The following is a 6,652-nucleotide window of genomic DNA, read 5'->3' as shown; positions in this document are numbered from 1 at the left end:
ATGGGGAGCGTGCGTCTGTGAACCGGGAAATTCCCGCGGAAAGCGCCAGAAATGGCGAAATTCCGAAGTTCCAAAAGCCACTCTTCGGAACGACGCCACCTTCCGCCCTGTCAGGTCTCGTTGTTCAGACCTTCCTTAGGAATGTCATGCGCCAGATCCTGGTGACCGCTATTGCGCTGGCCCTGGCCAGTACCTGGGCCATTGCGCCGGCTCACGCTGCTGTGGCTGCACCGGAGGCGGTCAGCGCATCGGCCGCGCAGGTCACCAGCCAGTTGCCGCGCACGGCCAAGCCCACCCACTACGCGGTGGAGATCACCCCGCATGCCGACAAGATGACCTTCGACGGCAAGGTGGCCATCGACATCGTGGTGCTACAAGCCACCGACCGCATCGTATTGCAGGCGGCCAACCTCAGCTTCGCGCGCAGTACGTTGGCGCAGCGCAAGGGTGGCACTCCGCAGGCGGCCAAGGTCAGCACCGATGAACAGGCGCAGACCGCCACCTTCGCCTTCGACAAACCGCTGGCACCGGGCAACTACGTGTTGTCCATCGATTACAGCGGTGTGATCAATACCCAGGCCAACGGTCTGTTCGCGCTGGATTACGCCACCGCGCAAGGCCAGCGCCGCGCGTTGTTCACCCAGTTCGAAAACTCCGATGCACGCCGCTTCATTCCGTCGTGGGACGAGCCCAATTTCAAGGCTATCTTCGACCTGGCAGTCAATGCGCCGGCCACGCAGATGGCGGTGAGCAACATGCCGGTTGCCTCGTCCAGCAATGGTGCCGGCGGCATGAAGCGCGTGGTCTTCCAGACCACGCCCAGGATGTCCACGTACCTGCTGTTCCTGAGTGTCGGCGACTTCGAGCGGGCGACGCGCAAGGCCGACAACGGCACCGAGATCGGCGTGATCGCGCAGAAGGGCAAGGTGGACCAGGCGCAGTTCGCACTGGATTTCGGTCGCGACGTGCTGCATGAATACAACGCCTATTTCGGCATTCCGTATCCGTTGCCGAAGCTGGACAACATCGCCGCACCCGGGCAAAGCCAGTTCTTCAGCGCAATGGAAAACTGGGGGGCGATCTTCACCTTCGAATACTCGCTGCTGCTCGACCCGGCCACCTCCAACATCAACGACAAGCAGGGCGTTTTCACCGTTGCCGCGCACGAGATCGCGCACCAGTGGTTCGGTAATCTGGTGACCATGGCGTGGTGGGACGACCTGTGGCTCAACGAAGGGTTCGCCAACTGGATGGAGGCGCGCACCACGCACAAGCTGCACCCGGAGTGGGACATCGACAACACCGGCGCAGCCTTCAAAAGCCGCGCGGCGATGCAGCGCGATGCCTATGTCACCACCCACCCGGTGGTGCAGCACGTCGCCACCGTGGAGCAGGCCAGTCAGGCATTCGATCAGATCACCTACGACAAGGGCGAAGCGGTGATCGCCATGCTCGAAGACTCTGTAGGCGCGGACAACTGGCGCAGCGGCGTGCGTAGCTATCTCAAACAACACCAATACGGCAATGCCGTCACCGATGCGCTGTGGCAGCAGATCGATGCGGTGGCACCGGGCAAGCAGTTCACCCAGGTGGCGCACGACTTCACGTTGCAGCCGGGTGTGCCGTTGATCCAGGTCAGCGCCAGCTGCACGTCCGGCACCACGACCGTGCAGCTGAAACAAGGCGAATACAACGTCGACCGCCCCGACAAACAGCCATTGCGCTGGCATGTGCCCGTCACGCTGCGCGGGGCCGACGGCACGCCGGTGCGTGTCTTGGTGGATGGCAGCGCGCAGGTGCAGCTGCCCGGCTGCAATGCGCCTGTCGTGGTCAATGCCGGGCAGAAGGGCTACTTCCGCACGCTGTATGGACCGGCGCAATTCACCGCGCTCACCAAGGGGTTTAACGCATTGCCGGTGGTCGATCAGTTGGGTGTGCTGATGGATACCGCTGCGCTGGCACCGGTGGGCCTGCAGCCCGAAGCGGACCTGCTTGAGCTCACCGCCAAGGTGCCGGTCGGTGGCTCGCCGGATCTGTGGAAAGTGGTGTCCGAAACGTATTCCAATATCGATCGCCTGTTCGCTGGCGACCTCAAGGCGCAGGCCAGCTGGCGGCGCTTCGCGCGTGCGCGGCTTGCTCCCGAGTTCGCCACGCTCGGCTGGGACGAGCGCAAGGACGACAGTGCACAGACCAAGCAGCTGCGTGCCAGCCTGCTCAACAGCCTGAGCGCGCTGGACGATGCACAGGTGATTGCCGAAGCGCGGCGTCGTTTCGCGGCGTTCCAGGCCGACCCGGGCACGTTGTCGCCGGAGTTGCGTAGCACGGTGCTGCGCATCGTCGCCCGCCACGCCGACTCCGCCACCTGGGACGCACTGCATGCCATGGCGAAGAAGGAAACCTCCTCGATGCTGCGCGACCAGTCTTATGCGTTGCTCGCTTACGCCAAGGACCCGGCGTTGGCGCAGCGCGCCCTTGAACTTGCGCTCACCGCCGAGCCCGGCGCCACCACTGGCGCCAGCATGATCGGCGATGTCGCCAGCGAGCACCCGGAGCTGGCATTCAACTTCGCCTTGGCGCATCGCACCCAGGTGGATACGCTGATCGACTCCACCTCGCGCGCCCGTTACTACCCGCACCTGGCCGCAGGGTCGAGCAAGCTGGAGACCGTCGCCAAGATCGAGGCGTATGCCGACAAATACCTGGCCCCCACCTCGCGCCGCGATGCAGAAACCGCCATCAGTACCATCAAGACGCGCGTGACGTTGCGCGAACGGCGCGTGCCGCAGATTGCGGCCTGGTTGAAGCGGCACAAAAACTGACGAGTTGCGTTTAAACATAAAAAGCCTGGAATTTTCCGGGCTTTTTGTTTGGTGCAGGGGCCACCAGTGCAGGTGAAGCGCGTTGGCCAGCAACAGTAGCGAAGGGATCCAGTGGTTAGATGCCTGAAAGTGGAACGCCTGCGGGGTGACTGCCGATTTCGGTGTCGAGCGATTCCGCGCGGTGCTGCGTGCTGCCACTCTGCGCGCCGCACCTAGGTGCGGCGCGCTGGCCGACCGGCTGCGGTTGGCTGCGTGCACCACGCCATGCGCATCGACATATTCTCGCGAACCCGATTGTCCATGTCTTGCTGCTGGCTCTGCGCCAGGGCCCGTTGCCGCTCCACGCTGGCCGTTTCCAGTTGCTGCAGCGACTGCGCAACCGGTGTGCGTACCGCCAGATCGGTGGGCATGGCAGCACGCAAATGGGCAGGGTTAAGCACCGACCGGATGACATCATGCGCATTGGTCAATCCATTGCTGGGTTTGTCACGAACGATAGGCAATGCAGGGTCAACAGGGTCTGCAAGGTCAAGCCAGCGATTGCAGATGCAATACGGCGCAAGACATGGGAAGACGATCAATCACGGCCAACGGCATCATGCGCGTGGATCACGACGCTTGCGATGCAACAGCAGCTCGCCCTGCACGTCGACGGAGGGCGTTTGCCGCCGTCCGTTGCGCTACATGTCGAGCCACAGTGTCATCAATCCAAACGCCGCCGCGTCACGCCCCAAACGCACCATCGATCGTATGCATCGCGCCGGTCACAAAGCTCGCTTCCGGGCCCGCCAGCCAGGCCACCATGCCGGCCACTTCCTCGGCGCGGCCGTGGCGTTTGACCGCCATGAAGCTGTGCATCAAGTCTTTCATCGGCCCGTTTTCCGGATTGGCGTCGGTATCGATCGGGCCCGGTTGCACCACGTTGATGGTGATGCCGCGCGGCCCGAAGTCGCGCGCCAGCCCGCGGGCCAGCCCTTGCAGCGCGGATTTGCTCAGCGCGTAAGAGGCCATGCCGGGCAGCGGCATGCGGTCGCCGTTGACCGAGCCCATCACGATGATCCGCCCGCCAGGTGGCATCTGCCGCGCGGCCTCCACGGCGGCGTGGTAGGGCGCGTGCACGTTGATGCGGAACAGCCGGTCCACCGCGTCCGGATCCTGGTCCAGCGCATCGCCGAACAAGGCGATGCCGGAGTTGACCACCAGGACATCCAGCGGCCCGCTGCGTCGCACCGTGTCGATGACCGCATCGCGATCGGCGCTGTCGGCCAGCACCGCGGTGCTGCCGGTTTCGCCGGCCAGGCGCTGCGCCGCCTCGGCGGAGTCGGCGTAGGTAAACGTCACTCGCGCGCCATCGGCGACGAAGCGCCTCACGATCGCGGCCCCAATTCCCCGGCTGCCACCAAGCACCAACACCGACTTGTTCTTAAATGCTGACATGTACCACCTCGCTATTAATGTAGCGATTAATACATAATAGATTTGGCTTGCCGTCAAGGGTTTTGTAACAATGACTACGGAAATCTCACGGGCCCGCGGCCGGCCGCGGGCATTCGACGCGGAGCAAGCGGTCTCCACCGCGCAGCAGCTGTTCCATGCGCGCGGCTACGACGCATTGAGCGTGGCCGACCTCACCAAGGCCTTGGGCATCAACCCGCCCAGCTTCTACGCCGCCTTCGGCAGCAAGGCCGGCCTGTATGCGCGCATCCTCGACCGCTACGCGCAGACCGGTGCGATCCCGCTGCCGCAACTCCTGGACACCGACCGACCGCTGGCCGATGCGTTGGCCGACGTACTGGAGCGGGCGGCCCGCTGCTACGCCGAAGATCCCGCCGCCACCGGCTGCCTGGTGTTGGAAGGCACGCGCAGCCACGACGCGCAGGCGCGCGAGGCGGCCTGCAGCTTTCATGTCGCAGCCCAGGAGTTGATCCGCTCCCACATCGCCAAGCACTACCCGCACGACGCAGACCGGCTGGCGGATTTCGTCAGCACCACCATGGCCGGCCTGTCCGCCAGCGCCCGGCATGGGCAGAGCCTGGAGCGTCTGCTGGCGAGTGCGCGCTTGGCGGGGGAGGGGATTCGGGCGGCGCTGCGCGACTAGGCGGGGTGCGAGTGGGCAGAAGGCTTTCGATGGTGTGAGCGCACCTGCTCGCTAATCGAGGGTGTGCTTGCCGTTACCCAGTACGGTCAATGGGCGGGTGGTACGAGATGGTCGTGATCGGCCGTCGCTCAGGCGAAGTCGTTGTTGGGTGACTGGTGCGGCGAATCAGCAAGGGCAGGGCAGCGCCTATAGGCATCCATTTCCTAGGCTGGTTTTAACGCGGGCCACTTAGACCTCTTAGTGCAATGCCGGCGATCACATGGAGCCGCACGCAGCGTGTTGGTTGAACGGTCCGAGCCATCCGAATTGCTGCTCACCCCGGACAGTCGCGCTGAGTCCCTACCAGATGGTGTCTTTGCGTGATGCAGCGTCTATTCCGGTCCCGAAATGAGAGTGTCGCCGAACCGTTTTCGTCTGCGATCGGTCACTTGACCGAGCCTGGTCATGCGGCCACAGTCCGGGACGTTCACCCTCTTCGTTCAAGGATGCCCGTGAAGAAGCTGACGCATTGCATCGTTGCGACCGCGCTGGTGCCCATCATGACGCTTGGGTGTGCACGGCTTTCGATGGAACAGGCTGCCGCAAAACGCCTAACTGGTACACACGAAGCATCGTCTTTTCCTCAGGCGCCTGCTGCCACGCCTTCATCTTGGGTGTCCTTCAAAGTGGAACGGCAGATGGGCGCAGTCTGTGTGGACCGTACGCAATCACAGGGCTCATCGCCTGCGCCTTTGCTAAGGGATGGGTTCTGCAAGGGCCCGGCACCTGCGCATATTGCGCATGCGCTGCTTGCCCTGCCTGCAGATGCGGTTGACGCCTCGCCGCAAGCGCGCGAAGCGAGCCTGCGCGATGCCGTGTACGTGGCCGCACCCGGATTGGGACGGCGCGCGGACTTCACCGTGGTTGCGGGTGATCTGACAGTCCGTTCGTTTGAAAGTGCGGATCCCGACAAAACGGTGTACTTGGTCTGGTCGGTGAAATGCGGCGCGGGCGAAGCTGGCCTCGCGTGCCAGTCAGGCAAAGGGCGAAAGGCGTATCGCGTCACCAAAGACAGCACCGCACGCGATGTCAGTGCAGCGGTGTTTCCACCAGCGCCTAGCCTGACTGCAGAAGATGTTGCCCGGCAAAACGACCACGGCGGCTCGGAGCTTTTTCTGTTCGATGACAAGCTGCCCTTGGCGCCGACAATGCGATGGTTGATGGAATTCGATCCTGACCAGCCGCTGGCCACCGATGACCCGAAGCGCGTCGGGTCTTACGCCCATTTTGGTTTTCTTCGTTGGACAGGCGAACGCTTCGAGCTGGTGGAACGGGTTCCCAGAGCGCAGTGGCCGTGCCGCCAGCAGCGCACAGGCGAACCGGCATGTGCGGATTATCCAGATGGTGAGGACCGTTTCATCAGCGAGTGACCACTTCTGCAAGGAGCAGCGAAATGGCGAGATCCAACGATTTAGACATCCGTGCGACTGCTGACCAGATTTCTGCGTTGTTCAACGCCAATCGACAGGCCGAGGCGCTGCGCATGCTTGATGAGCGCAGACAAGGCCAGTCAGAGGTCGTGCGTGATGCACTGGATCGGTATGTCGGCGCAGCGTCTGCCGGTGCAATCGCCAATCAACAACAAGGGCCGGTCGTCGCCGCGGATGCCAGTGTGCTGCAACGCTTGCAACTAGCCGCGTCAAACCAGCCAGCAATTCCGCCGCAGGCGCAAATGTGTCAACAACAACTTCAAACT

Annotated in this window: 5 protein-coding genes and 1 pseudogene; 4 read left to right on the top strand and 2 right to left on the bottom strand. The window is 63.3% G+C overall.

The window, feature by feature from the left end; translation table 11 throughout:
* Positions 1-146 precede the first annotated feature (146 nt).
* Positions 147-2,819, top strand: coding sequence for a M1 family metallopeptidase (locus J7360_RS20520; RefSeq protein WP_057663656.1), 2,673 nt, complete (start codon positions 147-149; stop codon positions 2,817-2,819).
* A gap of 212 nt (positions 2,820-3,031) precedes the next feature.
* On the opposite strand, the gene J7360_RS21710 is transcribed toward J7360_RS20520, so the two are convergent.
* Positions 3,032-3,268, bottom strand: coding sequence for a hypothetical protein (locus J7360_RS21710; protein ID WP_343237363.1), 237 nt, complete (start codon positions 3,266-3,268; stop codon positions 3,032-3,034).
* Between the two features lie 274 nt (positions 3,269-3,542).
* A complete protein-coding gene (bdcA, locus tag J7360_RS20510) occupies positions 3,543-4,256 on the bottom strand; it encodes an SDR family oxidoreductase (protein WP_057663650.1) in 714 nt (237 codons plus the stop codon).
* 70 nt (positions 4,257-4,326) lie between these two features.
* On the opposite strand from bdcA, the gene J7360_RS20505 reads away from it, so the two are divergent.
* The 3 genes and pseudogenes from J7360_RS20505 to J7360_RS21705 form a co-directional block, all read left to right on the top strand.
* Complete coding sequence (locus tag J7360_RS20505; RefSeq protein WP_057663647.1) at positions 4,327-4,917, top strand: TetR/AcrR family transcriptional regulator; 591 nt, start codon at positions 4,327-4,329, stop codon at positions 4,915-4,917.
* 491 nt (positions 4,918-5,408) lie between these two features.
* Positions 5,409-6,326 (top strand): hypothetical protein, encoded by a 918-nt coding sequence (locus tag J7360_RS20500; protein ID WP_254894371.1) that lies wholly within the window; start codon positions 5,409-5,411, stop codon positions 6,324-6,326.
* 23 nt (positions 6,327-6,349) lie between these two features.
* Positions 6,350-6,652, top strand: a pseudogene (locus tag J7360_RS21705) (hypothetical protein); the annotation flags it as partial.

This window comes from Xanthomonas sp. D-99 (assembly GCF_017746145.1).
GTDB lineage: Bacteria > Pseudomonadota > Gammaproteobacteria > Xanthomonadales > Xanthomonadaceae > Xanthomonas > Xanthomonas cissicola.
This window is presented reverse-complemented; position numbering and strand designations above follow the sequence as displayed.